At 65.5% G+C, this 12,947-nt stretch carries 12 protein-coding genes; 4 read left to right on the forward strand and 8 right to left on the reverse strand.

The features are described from left to right. Positions 1-37: 37 nt before the first annotated feature. A complete protein-coding gene (locus ACLQ6X_RS07855; RefSeq protein ID WP_411699617.1) occupies positions 38-499 on the reverse strand; it encodes an RpiB/LacA/LacB family sugar-phosphate isomerase in 462 nt (153 codons plus the stop codon). Next, entirely contained in the window at positions 496-1,449 is a 954-nt protein-coding gene (locus ACLQ6X_RS07860; protein ID WP_411699618.1) for a ribokinase, read from the reverse strand. The genes ACLQ6X_RS07855 and ACLQ6X_RS07860 overlap by 4 nt, the downstream gene beginning before the upstream one ends. 145 nt (positions 1,450-1,594) lie before the next feature. On the opposite strand from ACLQ6X_RS07860, the gene ACLQ6X_RS07865 reads away from it, so the two are divergent. The 3 genes from ACLQ6X_RS07865 (at position 1,595) to ACLQ6X_RS07875 (ending at position 4,507) form a co-directional block, all read left to right on the forward strand. Next, the gene (locus tag ACLQ6X_RS07865) at positions 1,595-2,677 is read left to right on the forward strand and encodes a LacI family DNA-binding transcriptional regulator (protein WP_411699619.1); all 1,083 of its coding nucleotides are present in this window, start codon (positions 1,595-1,597) and stop codon (positions 2,675-2,677) included. A gap of 248 nt (positions 2,678-2,925) precedes the next feature. Continuing rightward, positions 2,926-3,426, forward strand: a complete 501-nt coding sequence (locus ACLQ6X_RS07870; protein ID WP_411699620.1) for a CarD family transcriptional regulator — start codon at positions 2,926-2,928, stop codon at positions 3,424-3,426. Positions 3,427-3,910: 484 nt separating this feature from the next. Further along, positions 3,911-4,507 carry a TetR family transcriptional regulator gene (locus ACLQ6X_RS07875; RefSeq protein WP_411699621.1) on the forward strand — a complete coding sequence of 199 codons (597 nt, stop codon included), beginning with the start codon at positions 3,911-3,913 and terminating at the stop codon, positions 4,505-4,507. A 252-nt stretch (positions 4,508-4,759) separates the two neighbouring features. Here ACLQ6X_RS07875 and ACLQ6X_RS07880 read toward each other — a convergent pair whose 3' ends face one another. After that, positions 4,760-5,530 (reverse strand): IclR family transcriptional regulator, encoded by a 771-nt coding sequence (locus ACLQ6X_RS07880; protein ID WP_411699622.1) that lies wholly within the window; start codon positions 5,528-5,530, stop codon positions 4,760-4,762. A gap of 111 nt (positions 5,531-5,641) precedes the next feature. Here ACLQ6X_RS07880 and ACLQ6X_RS07885 point away from each other — a divergent pair, with 111 nt between their 5' ends. After that, positions 5,642-6,328, forward strand: coding sequence for an SDR family NAD(P)-dependent oxidoreductase (locus tag ACLQ6X_RS07885; RefSeq protein ID WP_411699623.1), 687 nt, complete (start codon positions 5,642-5,644; stop codon positions 6,326-6,328). Positions 6,329-6,442: 114 nt separating this feature from the next. On the opposite strand, the gene ACLQ6X_RS07890 is transcribed toward ACLQ6X_RS07885, so the two are convergent. From ACLQ6X_RS07890 to ACLQ6X_RS07910, 5 genes are all read right to left on the reverse strand, one after another. After that, positions 6,443-7,864, reverse strand: a complete 1,422-nt coding sequence (locus ACLQ6X_RS07890) for an aromatic amino acid lyase (RefSeq protein WP_411699624.1) — start codon at positions 7,862-7,864, stop codon at positions 6,443-6,445. Beyond that, entirely contained in the window at positions 7,861-9,066 is a 1,206-nt protein-coding gene (gene hutI / locus ACLQ6X_RS07895) for an imidazolonepropionase (protein ID WP_411699625.1), read from the reverse strand. The genes ACLQ6X_RS07890 and hutI overlap by 4 nt, the downstream gene beginning before the upstream one ends. Next, entirely contained in the window at positions 9,059-10,369 is a 1,311-nt protein-coding gene (locus tag ACLQ6X_RS07900) for a formimidoylglutamate deiminase (protein WP_411699626.1), read from the reverse strand. Before ACLQ6X_RS07900 ends, hutI begins: the two co-directional genes overlap by 8 nt. After that, the gene (locus ACLQ6X_RS07905; protein WP_411699627.1) at positions 10,366-11,577 is read right to left on the reverse strand and encodes an allantoate amidohydrolase; all 1,212 of its coding nucleotides are present in this window, start codon (positions 11,575-11,577) and stop codon (positions 10,366-10,368) included. The genes ACLQ6X_RS07900 and ACLQ6X_RS07905 overlap by 4 nt, the downstream gene beginning before the upstream one ends. Further along, on the reverse strand, positions 11,565-12,947 hold a 1,383-nt coding region (locus ACLQ6X_RS07910), incomplete at its 5' end, for a urocanate hydratase (RefSeq protein ID WP_411699628.1). The genes ACLQ6X_RS07910 and ACLQ6X_RS07905, both read right to left, overlap by 13 nt.

Genomic DNA, 12,947 nt, shown 5'->3' on the forward strand with positions numbered 1-12,947 from the left:
GGATCTCCTTTGATCGATTGTGGGGGAGTGATGGGGGCTACAGGGCGGATGCGGGCCGCAGGTCGTCGAGAGCGTTCAGCTTCGCGACGCGACGGCGGGTGTCTTCGTCGTCGTCGAAGGTGGCGGCGAGGAACTCCGCGACGATGTCGTCGATGAAGGCGGGGGGAACGAGCCAGGCGCCGAGGGCGATCACGTTGGCGTCGTCGTGCTCCACCGCCTGGTGCGCCGAATACGATTCGTTCGCCAGACCACAGCGGATGCCGGGGATCTTGTTGGCCGCCATGATCGCGCCGGCGCCCGTGCCGCAGACGAGCACGGCGCGGTCGGCGGTTCCGTCGAGCACTGGAGCGCAGGTGTCCTGGGTGACGTCGGGGAAGTCGACGGGCTCGGTGCTTATGGCTCCCCGCTCGATCACGGTGTGGCCGAGTTTCTCGACCGCATCGATGATGCGCTGTTTGACCGGGAATCCGGCGTGGTCGGCTCCGACAGACACGATCATGCTGGGGTCCTTTCGGTGAGAGCGGCGAGCATCTCTTCGACCTCGCCGAGCTGGGGGATGGAGGATGAGGCGCCGGCGCGGGTGACGGTCAGGGCTCCGGCGCTGTTCGCCAGACGCAGGCGCCGGTCGATCGGCAGGTCGGAGTGCGCCGCGAGGTAGCCGACGACGGTGTCGCCGGCCGCGGTCGTGTCGACGGCGCGCACGGTGGGGGCGGCGACGGTGCCGGTCTGACCGTCGACGACGTAGACCGCGCCGGCGGAACCGAGGGTGCAGATCGCGTCTGTTCCGAGTTCGCGGGCAGTCGCAGACAGCAGGGCGGGGAGGGCCGCGTCGTCCGCGTCATCCTGAACCGGGGGGAGACCGAGAATGCTGCCGAGGAGCACTAGCTCGTGCTGGTTCACCACGAGAAGATCGATCTCGCGCACGAGGTCGTCGGCGGTCGAAGGAGCCGGGGCGGCGTTCCAGATCACAACGGCGCCCGCGGCCCGGGCGAGGCGTGCGGCGGCTCGGTTCGCGGCTGCGGGAACCTCGCTCTGCAGCACGAGCACGTCGCCGCGGGCGAGCGCATCGAGGCCCGAGCCGGCGACGGACCCGTCGACCAGGTTGTTCGCGCCGGACAGCACGACGATAGAGTTCTCGGCGGCATCGTCGACGTAGACGACCGCGCGACCGGTGTCCGCCCCCGGGATCGTGGAGACCGCGCCGGTGTCGACTCCCCGGGCCTGCAGAGCCGCCAGCAGTGAGACGGCGATGGAATCGTCGCCGACAGCGCCGACCATGCGGGTGACGGAGCCCGCGGCGGCCGCGGCGATCGCCTGGTTCGCGCCTTTGCCGCCGGGGGACTCGAGAGCGGATGACGCGAGCACCGTCTCGCCCGCAGCGGGAAGTTTCGCCACGCGATAGCTGGTGTCGGCATTGATGCTGCCGAAGACGAAGACCGTCGATCCCATCGTGCACCCCCTCGTGTAGCTCGGCGTGGAAACGTTTCCACGAACGCAGTGGGATCAATGATGCACGACGCATCGCAATCGTGCAAGGCGCGGACCGACGGGCGCACGTGCCATGATGGGAACGATTCCACCGAGGAGCGGGCGAATGGCCACCATCAAAGACGTCGCGGCGCGGGCCGGAGTCGCGCTCGGAACCGCCTCGCGCGTTCTGTCCGGCAGCAGCCAGACATCCGTCGATTCGCGTGCGAGAGTACTGTCGGCTGCCGCCGAACTGAACTACATCGCCAACGGTCCTGCGCGCTCGCTCCGGCGCTCGAGAACCGACGTGATGGGGCTCCTCGTGTCGGACATCCGCAACCCGTTCTTCTCCGAACTCGCCCACGCGGCCGAACAGGAAGCGGGCCGGCTCGGATACACAGTCCTGCTCGCGAACGCCAACGAAGACCAGGACCAGGTCGACGCCTACCTGCGCATCTTCGCCTCACAACGCATCGACGGCCTCCTGCTGTCGCCCCAAGGCGGACTGTCACCGCAGCTCGAGGCGCTGCAGGCGAGCAAGCTTCCGCTTGTGCTGATGAACCGGACCGTGGCCGGACTCGACGCCCCGATGTTCGGAACGGACAACGCCGAGGGAGTGGGGAGCGTGCTCGACTGGCTCCAGGCGCACGGCCACCGCGACGTGGCCTTCGTCGGCGGTCCCTCGACGATCTCCACCGGGGCCGAACGCCTCGCGGCCTTCCGGCAGGGGCGCGAAGCGCACGGCATCAACCCCGACGAGGCCTTCGTCGACACCGGCGACTTCCTGCCCAGCGGGGCAGCTGAAGCGATGCACCGCATCCTCGACCGCGGCGTGCGTCCCACCGCCGTCTTCGGGGCGAACGGACCGACGACGTTGGGCGTCGTGCGGGCCCTCCGGGAACGCCTGGGAGCAGACTGGTCGGCGGGCATCGATGTCGTGTCGTTCGACGACCTGGACTGGTTCGAGTTCGCCTCGCCGCCGATCAGCGCGGTACGCAACGACGCAGCCACGATCGGGCGCCTGGGAGTCGCCGGGCTCGTCGAGCTTATCGAGGGCCGTCAGATCGAGTCCGTGCGCGTCCCGACGCACCTCGTCGACCGCTCCGGGGAGCGCGTCCGAAGTGAGCCCCAACAGACGTCGCGTGGGCGACCGCCTCAATCTGACGCCGTCGATCGGCTCAATCGAGGTTCCTGCGGCGAACCAGAGTGACGGCGGCCCGGCTTCGGCGCCATTCGTCCTGAAATGCCTGTCCACGAGGCAGCGGACATATCCGTTCGAGGAGGATCACGGGGTACAATGTATGTCCGGTCCCACAAGCTTTCCGTCGGTGCTGCCCATGCGGCATCCATGGTTCTCGTTCTTCAGGAAGCGGTTACACCCGCTTCTGGAGCCGTCGTCTTCGACACGTCGAAGACCGATGCTGGGCCGGCATCCCCCCTCACATTACGAGGTGAAGAATGTCCTTCAGCGAAGGTCAGACCATCGTCCACCCTTTTCACGGCCCACTCCGCGTCGTACGCGTCGCCAATAGAACGATCCGCGGCGCCACGACCAGCTACCTCGACCTAAAGTCGCTGGCATTCCCGCTCGACATCAGCGTGCCGGTCAACCGGGCAGAGCAGACCGGACTGCGCGCCGTGGTCACTGCCGAGCGAGTAGCTGAACTCCTCGCAATTCTCCGCGCCCCGAAGTCCGAAGAGGCGATCGGCTGGGCCCGACGCTTCAAGGACTACCAAGCGCGGGTCTTGACAGGCGATATTGAGCAGCTGTGCTTCGTGATCCGCGAGATCACCCGTCGTAACCCGAAGTCGTCGGCCTCGGCCGAGAGCCAGCTCCTCCGCTCCACCCGGTCGACGTTAGCTATCGAATTCGGGCTCGCACTCGAACTGTCTCAGGAAGACGCCGCCGACATCATCGACGCCGCCGCGCGAAACGAAGACGTGTCCGTTCCTAGCTAACTGTCCTGCGAGGTCGCCGTCCGGATCGACGCAGAACGTCCGCTCCACCAGGCACACACAGATACGACCATCCCGGGCGCGACGAGCTCGCGCCAAACAAGAGCGCCCCGTCCGGACATCGGACGGGGCCCAGGCGTTATGGTCGACACCATCAACCGTCACTAATGCAACGACTTTCGAAATCCGGCCTGAGTCGGCGGGGAGCTTGCTTCGGAACATCACCGTGTCGCCGCACCCGGATGGGACGAGCGTCCGCCACTGTGCACTGGCGATGGACGCCTCGCCATCTCAGACTCTCGTCGACCAGGCGCGAGCGTTGCTGGGTCGGCTGTCGCGGAGGTTCAGTCGGGAGAAGGGTCGGGCCTTCTGAGACAATAAACAAGGGTCCTCCTCGGGGCGTGCAAGCCGTGGCTAAGAGTGGCCTTGGCCGCCTTCATGAGGCTGGGGCTGACCACGATGGATCGACAAAGACCGAGAGGATCAGATGCCGACCGGAGACAGCACGGACACCCGTGCTCGCCTGCTACGCGCCGGTCTCGTCGAGCTTTCGACACACGGGCTCGCGGGTGCTCGCGTCGACCGCGTCGCCGCTGCGGCTGGACTGAGTAAGCAAGGCATCTACAACTACTTTGGCGGCAAGGATGGATTGTTCTTGGCCGTGCTTGAGAAGTTCGTCACGGAGCCGTTGGACACGCTCGCCTTCGACCCCCTCGACCTCCCCGACTACGCAGGCCGGCTGTTTGACCTGCTCGAGAAGCAGCCCGACATTGCCCGGCTCATCACTTGGCACGGCATTGCATCCTCGCCCGAGCCGGCGACCCTCCCGCCCGCCATGGCCCGACGCGTGGAGCTGATCCGCGACGCTCAGGAACACGGGTATTTGCGTTCGGAGCTGAATGCGCTGGAGACACTGCTCGCCGTGCACGCGCTGCCTCTCGCGTGGCACGCACACCCCGGCCTGAATCCTCCAGATTCGGCCGCGACCAGACTCCGACGACGGGAAGCATCGCGCGACGCTGCACGGAACTTCGCCCACGACGTCTCTGCAGCACAAAGGAAAGGGACCACACAACACGATTGAAAGCGCACCCATACGTCGAGAGGCTTCTCGTGGGCCGCGGTGTCGCAAACGGTGCTCTGGGAGACCGATAGCAGAACCGTGTGGTACGCCTCGATCGGCGTCCATCTGATAATTCAGGGCGGCGAGTCACACCGGCAGGGCAGAAGCGCCAAGACGCCCCGGGAGCCGTGCCGGCGAAGCGCGTCAACGGCGTGCGCGACTCATGCAATCATCCCCTGCGCGTGGTTCAGCGCGCGTGGCCCTAAACAGTGCTTATAGCCATTCCTGATTTGCGGGGCGCACAGCGTTCAACTCCAGGCGGATCCTCTTCCCGATCGTGATGAGACGTTCTTTCGGGAGGCGGCCGGTCGGGCCGGCGACAGCAATCGCAGCTCGCGGGGTAACGGCTACGGCCACGCAAGAGATGCCTTCGCGTTGGCTGTCCATGTCGAGGGCGAAGCCCTGACGCGCGGCGTCGGCGATCTCGCGTTCGTGACGGTCCCATGATTTTGGATCGTCGCCGCGGACCGATGCCGCCAGGTCGCTATCTGCGGCGAGGAGGACATGGCCGAGCGCTTCCCCGAGGAGTGATTTCCGCTCGCCAGGCCGCACTGCCAAATGGAGAGGCTTGTTCGATTGCACCGCGTCGACGCAGAGGTAGTCGTGCCCGGTGACCAGGGCGAGGAAGGTCGACTCTCCCGACGCCGCGCTCACGCTTTGAAGCACAGGGCGGATACGTGCCCGCAGCGCCTGCTCGGCTTGCGCATCGAGGCGTTGCAATCGATTCACCTTCCCGGTCAGCCTGTAGGCGGCCCCCTTCTTGTCCTGCGTGATGTAGCCGAGCTCTTCTAGCGAGGCGAGCAAATTGTGTGCGGTGCTTCGGTTGAGTCCGGCGCCGTCAGCGAGCTCGCTCAGCCGGGTACCTTCGGGCTGCAAAGCGATGCGCTCGAGAAGGTCGAACGCACGCTGTACGGATTGGACCACTCGGCCGGATGATGACTGCAATTCCATAATGCTGAACGATAGCAGGTCTGTGTTTGACATCACCGAGTAGCGCGCTGAGGATAACTGCGGGGTCACCGGAGGCAGACGTGAAGTCGAAACAGGCCGCGGGCCGCCCCCTCATGTAAACGCAAATCAGGAAGAGATACACCTATGGCACGCATCATCCTCATCACAGGCGCGAACCGCGGTCTCGGCAGGGAACTCGCCGCTCAGCTCGCAGCAGACGGCGACACGGTGCTTCTCAGCGCCCGCAACGCGGACGCCGCAGCGAAAGCGGCTGAGGAAATCAGTGGCGACGTGCACCCGATCCAGCTCGACACCTCCGACCAGGAAAGCATCGCGGCTGCGGCGAAGAAGATCGAGGTCGAGTACGGCCGCGTCGACGTGCTCGTCAACAACGTCGGAGGGCTCTTCGACTACGAGCAGCAGCCCTCCACCGTCGACCTCGGCAAGGTGCAGGACGTGTTCGACATCAACCTGTTCAGCAAGTGGCGCACAACTCAGGCGATCCTGCCGCTGATCCGGAAGTCCGCGAACGGCCGCATCGTCAACGTCTCCAGCGAGGCCGCGTCGCTCACCCGCATGGGTGCGTACACCTCCGCCTACAGTGCGTCGAAGGCGGCGCTGAACGCCTTGACCCGCGCGCTGGCGGCCGAGCTCGCCGACGAGAACATCATCGTCCACTCGGCAAGCCCAGGCTGGACGGCCACCGACCTCGGCGGCGAGGGCGGCCGCCCTGTTGCAGAGGGCGCAGCGAGCATCAAGCACGTCGTGAACCTGCCTGCCAGCGCAGGCACCGGCGGCTTCTACCAGGACGAAGAAATCCTCCCCTGGTAGCCCCAGCACCCCGCAGGGTCAGGACCGCGTCACGCGGACCTGACCCTGTCGCTCGGGGTTGACCCCTGCAGCGGCAGAGCACGCGGAGTCGGCGGAGGTCGATTCCCCTGTCGGCTAGTCGTTTGTGGCTAAAGTACCGACATGTCCGGAAAGGATAAGCTCCCGAAGCCTCGTGAGATCTGAAGCGATGGGCTCGCCGCCGTGGACGAAGGGCTCGATCGCGCGGACCTTCGAGAAGACGACACTTGTCGTCGTTCCAAGGGGAGACGAGCCGCGCAGTTCGACCGCCTGAGCCGAGACCAGCAGTTCGATGGCGACAAGGTTTACTCCGATCTGAATCATCTCTTTCAGCCGACTGACGTCGGGGCCCGTGGAAATGTCCTCGATTCCCTCTGCTTGAGAGGTGCTCGTGCCGTGCAGCGGAATGTGCATCGCGAGCTCGGCCGCGCGTGTCGCGTTTCCGCTGGCGTTCATCTGGTACATGGCGAGTCCGCTCTCGCCGACCGCCGCTTCGGCGGTCAGCCCAGACGGCAACCCGGACCAGAACTCGTCGAGCAGCTTGATGGAGCGTTCCTGCGATCCCATGTAGGCGGATTTGAGCGCCAGAGTGAGGGTGTCGGTTCCCAAGGCGAGTGCGGTCCCATCCCAGTTCGCTGCGGAGATCATCCGATCCTCTTCGACCACGACTATCGGGTTCCCCGCCATTCCGTTTAGCCCGGCCTCGATCTGCGTTGTTGCAAAGCTCAAGGCGTCTCGTACCCCACCCAGTACGTGCGCGATCGCCCGGAACGAGACCGGGTCTTGCAGGTTGCGTGCGGCGCCTTTCTCCCAGATGAAACTTCCTGCGAGTGCGCGGCGGATGCGATCCGCGGCGATGGAGAACCCTGTCTTCGGCAAGACCCCGGTTACCGCGGGATGGAGATGGTCGCTCTGTCCGGCGAATGCCTCGAACGATAATGCCGCGGATACTTCCATCGCATCGATCAGGACGGTTGCGTCGTGAAGTGTCAGGCCGAGGGCGCCATCGCTGGCGCCCATGTTCAACAACGCGAGTGCTTCGTTCGGTGCGAGCACGAAGTCGCCGAGCACCTCGAGTGCGAGGCACGCGCCCACATGGAGCGAAGCGCCGCTGCGCGGGGTTGGGGCACCTCCTGAATTCAGATAGTCCCGCAAATGGATGGCGAGATCCGGTCGCACGCCCCAGGCGCCCGTCGCGAAGCCGTTGAGGTGACGCAGTACGAGGGCTCGCCCTACGTCGCCGGCGACCCGTGGACCGTCGGCGAGGGCGTGGAGCCCGAGCGTGCGTTTTTGGAATGCGTCGATGTCGTCGCGGGGGATGTGGGCCCGCTTGAGGACTCCGAGGCCGGTGTTGAGCCCGTAGACCGTGTCGCCTCGTTCGAGAACGTTGTCGACTACCTGCCGATGTTCTTGCATCCGTTCCAGCACTCCCGCGCCGAACTCGATTTGCTCTCCGTGCCGAGCGACCCGGAGGAGTTCGTCGATGGTTAGGGAGTATCCGGTGAGCGTGACGGTCATGTCTCGTCTTTCGAGGGGAGAAGGTGGATTGTCTTGGTGTTCGGTGAGTCGATGGTCTGGCCGGCGTGCCATACATTGCGGGTGAGGAGCATGCCAGGCCGGTACGCGAGGTGAGTGATTGACGGCGCGTCGAGTGCTTGAAGATCCGCCCGGCTGCCGGGTTCGATCAGACCGATCCGTCCGTGGCCGCTATCGCGCCGCAACGCCTTGGCTCCGCCGAGCGTCGCGGCGAGGACAGCCTCTTGGATTGTGAGACCCATTTGCAGCACCGCTGTGCTGACGCAGTAGGACATAGATGTCGTGTATGAGGTTCCCGGGTTGCAGTTGCTCGCCAGAGCGATCGTGACACCGGCGTCGAGCAGCTGCCGCGCGGGGGCGAATGGCTGTCGAGTGCTGAGATCGCAGGCTGGCAGGAGTGTTGCCACTGTCTGGGATGAGGCGAGCGCATCGATGTCGCTATTGGAAAGGTAGTTGCAGTGATCGACAGATGCGGCATCGAACTCGACAGCTAGGGCGACACCTGCGCCGTGGCCCAACTGGTTGCCGTGCACCCGGACTCCGAGGCCGACCGCCGATCCGGCGTGCAGGATTGCGCGTGATTGGTCCTCGTCGAATGCGCCTCGCTCGCAGAACACGTCTATCCATCGCGCGTGAGGAAGTACCGCATCGAGCATCGGGCCGATGACCGTGGCAACGTAGGAATCGGCGTTGACACCAGGCGGCACAACGTGAGCGCCTAGGAAGGTCACGTCGTCCGTCAGCTCGCGGGCGAGACGTGCAAGGCGCGCTTCGCCGGCGACGTCGAGTGCGTAACCGGTTTTGATTTCAATGGACGTCGTGCCCGATGCAAGCGCCTCTGCCCGTGCCGCGTACGCGCGCTTCCGCAGTTCTGCGTCAGTGGCCGCGGATGTCGCTGCCACGGTAGACGCGATGCCGCCCGCCTCGTAGTCCTCCCCGGCCATTCGGCGTGTGAATTCGTCTGAGCGGTCGCCCGCGAACAGTAGATGTGTGTGTGAATCGACCCATCCGGGTAGGACCGCACGGCCGTCGAGGTCCGTGCGTGTATCCGCTGCCGGGGCGTTCTGCCGGGACCCGACCCAGGCTATTTCGTCGCCCTCGATGATCACGGCGGCATCGCGAATTGTCCCCAGTTCGGCGCTGTTGGTGGTCAGTTCGGAGATTCCGACGATGAGTTCAGTCAATGATCTCGCCCCAAAGCTCTGCGATCGAGGAACGGAGCTCGGCGGCGAGTGCCGGCCGGTCGACGTCGACGCTCACCCCGCCGACGACGGTACGGGTCACATCGGCTGCAGTCGCTGTCATCGCGAGCTCCTCCCAGCGTGTTCCGGCGCTTCGCTCGGAGGCTTCGGTCACTTCCACCAGATCGAGGAACCCTCCGGGCTCTGCAGGGGCAGGCAAACCGAGTGTGCTGTACCCGGATGCCGCACCGAGCGCGAGTAGCTCGGCTGGTGAGAAGCGGCCGCGTTCGTGACTGTGGAGTCGTTCGCCGGCTTCCAGTCCGCGAAGTTCGAGCCAGGGGTCGATCACCGCGTTCTGGTCCGAGCCGACGGCGAGCCGCACTCCGGCATCGGCAAGTTCGCGGCCGGGGCCTATCCCGTCTCCCAGGTCCGCTTCGGTAGTAGGGCAGAAAACGGCGCCGACGCCAGCCACTCCGAGCATGCTGATGTCAGAACCGCCCAGATGCGTGGCATGGACAACAGTGAGTCTGGGAGCGAGCAGCCCCGCATCTGCGAGCACTTGCGTTGGTGTCTGGCCGTAGACGGTGTGGGTTTGCTCGTTCTCGATCACCTGCTCGGAGAGGTGGACATGCAGCGGCACGTCCACGGGGAGGTTTTCGGCGATCGTACGCATCCCTTCAGGTGGTACGGCTCTGACCGAATGCACGGCGGCGCCGAGGGTCACCGTCGGACCTGCGTCTTGAAGCGCGTCACGAAGAGAGAACCATCGATCGAGCCAGCGGGATGCTGAGCCGTCGCCGAAACGTTCCTGCTCTGGCGAGAGAGGGGCACCGATCCCACCGGCGAGGTAGCACGTGTCCAGCAGTACCAAGCGGATGCCCGCTCCTCGGGCAGCGGTTGCGATTGCGCGCTCCATGTCGTGGCTGCGGTACGGGGTCCCGTCGGTCCGGTGATGCACGTAATGGAACTCGCCCACCGTCGTCCACCCTGCCGATACCATCTCGGTGAACACAGCGGTTGCGAGTCGCTCATAGTTTTGCGGCGTGAGCCTGCTGGCCGCGTTGTACATGGTCTCCCGCCAGGTCCAGAAATTACCGGCGGTGTGTGTGCGTCCGCGCAGCGCGCGATGGAACGCGTGCGAATGAGCGTTAGCGAATCCGGGCACGGCCACGCCGAGCTGGAGGGCATCCGGCGGTGGGACGACTCCGGTCTGATTTGTCAGCACCCTGCCGTTCGGGTCGGCGTCGAAAAGCACCCCGCGCGTGACTGATCCGTTGCTGATCAGGCGATCGGCCCAGACTTTCATGAGAGCCCTTTCAGCGCGGCGGTGAGGGCCCGGGCGCCTGCAACGATCGCCGCATCGTCCGCCGCCTCCGCGGGTGCGTGAGAGATTCCGCTGGGATTACGCACGAACAACATGGCTGTCGGGACGTGGCCCGCCAGGATTCCGGCATCGTGCCCTGCGCCCGTTGCAAGCAGTGGGACACCGCCGAGAGTGTCGGCCAGACGGTCCCGAAGCGTCGGATCGAACCGCACCTCCCCGGTGAACGATTCCTCGGTGAGCGTAGCGATGCACCCTTCGTCGGCGGCTGCTTCGGCTACGACTGCTCGCAACTGATCGATTCGTGCTCGGGCACTGCCCGGATCTGGCGAGCGAAGATCGACCCAGGCGCGCACGTGGGAGGCGATCACGTTCGTTCCGCCTGGAAGCGGTTCGAGACGGCCGACGGTAGCCCGCAGGCCTGCAGTCGAATTCGCGATAGCACGGGCGGCCAGCACGGTTTGGGCCGCCGGGATCATGGGATCGTGTCGGCCCGCCATGTCGGTGGTGCCGGCGTGGTTGCCTTCGCCTTCGATGTCCAGCCGCCAACGTCCGTGTTCCATGATGGATGTCGCCACAGCCACCTCCGAGTCCAGACCGATCAGTCCCTTCCCTTGCTCGACGTGCAACTCGACGAACACGCCGATGCGCCGAAGTGAGGCACGGTCTGCCCCCAGATCAGGGAAACCCGCGTCCGAGGCCACGTCTCCGAAGAGCCGCCCGTCTGAGTCGGACAGCGCCGCGGCGCGTGCCGGGTCGATGTCCCCGGTGAGCAGCCGGGATCCGAGACACGCGATTCCGAACCGTGACCCCTCTTCCTCGGCGAACACGACGATGGCGATCGGTCGGCGTGGTTCGAATCCTTCGGACTGGAGGGCCGATACCGCTTCGAATGCCGTAGCGACTCCGAGCGGTCCGTCGTGCGCACCGCCGCCGGGCACCGAGTCGAGGTGGCTGCCGGTCACCACCGCATCCGGCCCAGGGGTTCCCCACCACGCCCACATGTTCGAGTTGCGGTCGATTTCGATGCCGAGGCCGAGGCGCTCGGCGCGTTCCACGAACCACTCGCGGAGTTCGCGCTCGGCGCCGGTGAATATGTGACGCGAGTATCCGCCGCGCCATTCATCTCGTCCGACGTCTTCAATTTCGCCGAGCAAAGACTGTGCGGTCAATAGGGTCATCAAATCTCCCACATGGGAACGCGCAGCCCGCGTTCCCGCGCGATGTCTGCCGCGTGCTCGTAACCCGCGTCTACGTGGCGCATGACCCCGGTCCCGGGGTCATTGGTCAGCACGCGCTCGATTTTCTCCGCGGCGAGTGCCGTTCCGTCGGCGACGACTACCTGTCCAGCGTGGATGGACCGGCCTATGCCCACCCCGCCACCGTGGTGCAGAGAGACCCAGGTCGCACCGGATGCCGTGTTCAATAGTGCATTGAGCAGGGGCCAGTCCGCTATCGCGTCGGATCCGTCTTTCATGCTCTCGGTTTCACGATATGGAGAGGCTACGGAGCCGGAGTCGAGGTGGTCACGGCCGATCACGATAGGAGCGGAGACCTCGCCGTTGGCGACCATCTCGTTGAAACGCAGGCCCGCGAGGTGCCGCTCTTTGTATCCGAGCCAGCAGATGCGCGCCGGCAGCCCTTCGAACTGCACCTTTTCCTTCGCCTGGTCGAGCCAGCGTGCTAGCGCTTTGTCTTCGGGGAAGAGCTCGCGCACCGCTGCGTCTGTTGCTTCAATGTCTTTCGGGTCTCCGGAGAGCGCCACCCATCGAAACGGTCCGCGTCCTTCTTCGAATTGGGGGCGGATGAAGGCGGGTACGAAGCCGGGGAAGTCGAAAGCTCGTTCCGATCCGCCCAGCTTCGCCTCGGCACGCAGAGAGTTGCCGTAGTCGAAAACCGTGGCCCCGCCATCGAGAAAGCCCACCATGGCGTCCACATGCGCAGCCATGCTCTTCCGCGCGGCTTCCGTGAAGGCCGCGGGATCGTCGGTCGCTGCCTGTTTCCACGCCGCGAATGGAATTTCGGCCGGGAGGTAGGCCAGCGGGTCGTGCGCGCTGGTTTGGTCCGTGACGATGTCGATGGGCACGCCGCGTGCGAGCAGCTGGGGGAACACGACGGCGGCGTTCCCCACCAAGCCGACAGAGAGTGCCTCGCCGGACTCCCGTGCCGCGATAACCCGGGCGACCGCCTCGTCGATGTCGGTCGTGTATTCGTCTAGATAGCGGCGTTCTACCCGGCGGGCGAGCCGTGTCTCGTCGACGTCGACTATGAGCACTGCGCCGCCGTTCATGGTGACAGCGAGGGGCTGCGCGCCTCCCATTCCACCGGCACCGCCGGTGAGGGTGAGAGTGCCTGTAAGCGATTCTTTGCCGAGCGACCGGGCTACTGCTGCGAACGTCTCATAGGTGCCTTGAAGGATCCCTTGTGTGCCGATGTAGATCCAAGAGCCTGCGGTCATCTGCCCGTACATGGTCAGGCCGAGTTGCTCGAGTCGTCGGAACTCGGGCCAGGTGGCCCAGTCCCCGACCAGGTTGGAGTTGGCGATGAGTACGCGCGGTGCCCA

Source organism: Conyzicola sp., from assembly GCF_046714715.1.
Classification (GTDB): Bacteria; Actinomycetota; Actinomycetes; order Actinomycetales; family Microbacteriaceae; genus Conyzicola.

Excerpts from the sequence above, each read along its gene's own strand:
- ACLQ6X_RS07855 (WP_411699617.1), bottom strand. The coding sequence starts at position 499 with ATGATCGTGTCTGTCGGAGCCGACCACGCCGGATTCCCGGTCAAACAG.
- ACLQ6X_RS07860 (WP_411699618.1), bottom strand. The coding sequence starts at position 1,449 with ATGGGATCGACGGTCTTCGTCTTCGGCAGCATCAATGCCGACACCAGC.
- ACLQ6X_RS07865 (WP_411699619.1), top strand. The coding sequence starts at position 1,595 with ATGGCCACCATCAAAGACGTCGCGGCGCGGGCCGGAGTCGCGCTCGGA.
- ACLQ6X_RS07870 (WP_411699620.1), top strand. The coding sequence starts at position 2,926 with ATGTCCTTCAGCGAAGGTCAGACCATCGTCCACCCTTTTCACGGCCCA.
- ACLQ6X_RS07875 (WP_411699621.1), top strand. The coding sequence starts at position 3,911 with ATGCCGACCGGAGACAGCACGGACACCCGTGCTCGCCTGCTACGCGCC.
- ACLQ6X_RS07880 (WP_411699622.1), bottom strand. The coding sequence starts at position 5,530 with ATGTCAAACACAGACCTGCTATCGTTCAGCATTATGGAATTGCAGTCA.
- ACLQ6X_RS07885 (WP_411699623.1), top strand. The coding sequence starts at position 5,642 with ATGGCACGCATCATCCTCATCACAGGCGCGAACCGCGGTCTCGGCAGG.
- ACLQ6X_RS07890 (WP_411699624.1), bottom strand. The coding sequence starts at position 7,864 with ATGACCGTCACGCTCACCGGATACTCCCTAACCATCGACGAACTCCTC.
- ACLQ6X_RS07900 (WP_411699626.1), bottom strand. The coding sequence starts at position 10,369 with ATGAAAGTCTGGGCCGATCGCCTGATCAGCAACGGATCAGTCACGCGC.